The organism is Pelagicoccus sp. SDUM812003 (genome assembly GCF_031127815.1).
In the GTDB taxonomy this organism is placed as follows: domain Bacteria; phylum Verrucomicrobiota; class Verrucomicrobiia; order Opitutales; family Opitutaceae; genus Pelagicoccus.
Window position 1 is genome coordinate 1 of record NZ_JARXHY010000082.1, and the last position, 395, is coordinate 395.

Here is a 395-nt window from a genome sequence, read left to right on the forward strand (position 1 = left end):
AAAGCGACCGCCGACGAAGACGGTTGGGCTCGCCTCGGCCCCGTCGGCCAGCACATCCAGAACCAAGGCTCCTTCGACGCCCGCAACTACGGATTTTCCAAGCTCAGCGACCTCTTCGCCGCCATCGACACCTTCGAAGTCAAGAAACAGAAGAACGGCCCCGGCACTATCCTCACCGTGCGCCTGCGAAACAAGTAGCCCCAAATGTCAATAGTAGCGGATTGACCCCTTTTCTTCCCCAGCGAACAGGCGTATAAGATTCTGGAAGCCACCGAGCTGTACATGGGTCGGCCTTATGATATTCAGTACGATTTCGACGACGAAAAAATCTATTGCTCCGAACTGATCTTCAAAGCCTTTCGCGATGTCTTTCACGAAGACCTAGGCGAAGTCGT

The 395-nt window shown here is 54.4% G+C and carries 1 protein-coding gene; it reads left to right on the top strand.

The annotated features are described in order from the left end of the window. The coding region (locus QEH54_RS22885) for an OST-HTH/LOTUS domain-containing protein (RefSeq protein ID WP_309020974.1) at positions 1 to 198 on the top strand (198 nt) is incomplete at its 5' end. Positions 199 to 395 lie beyond the last annotated feature (197 nt).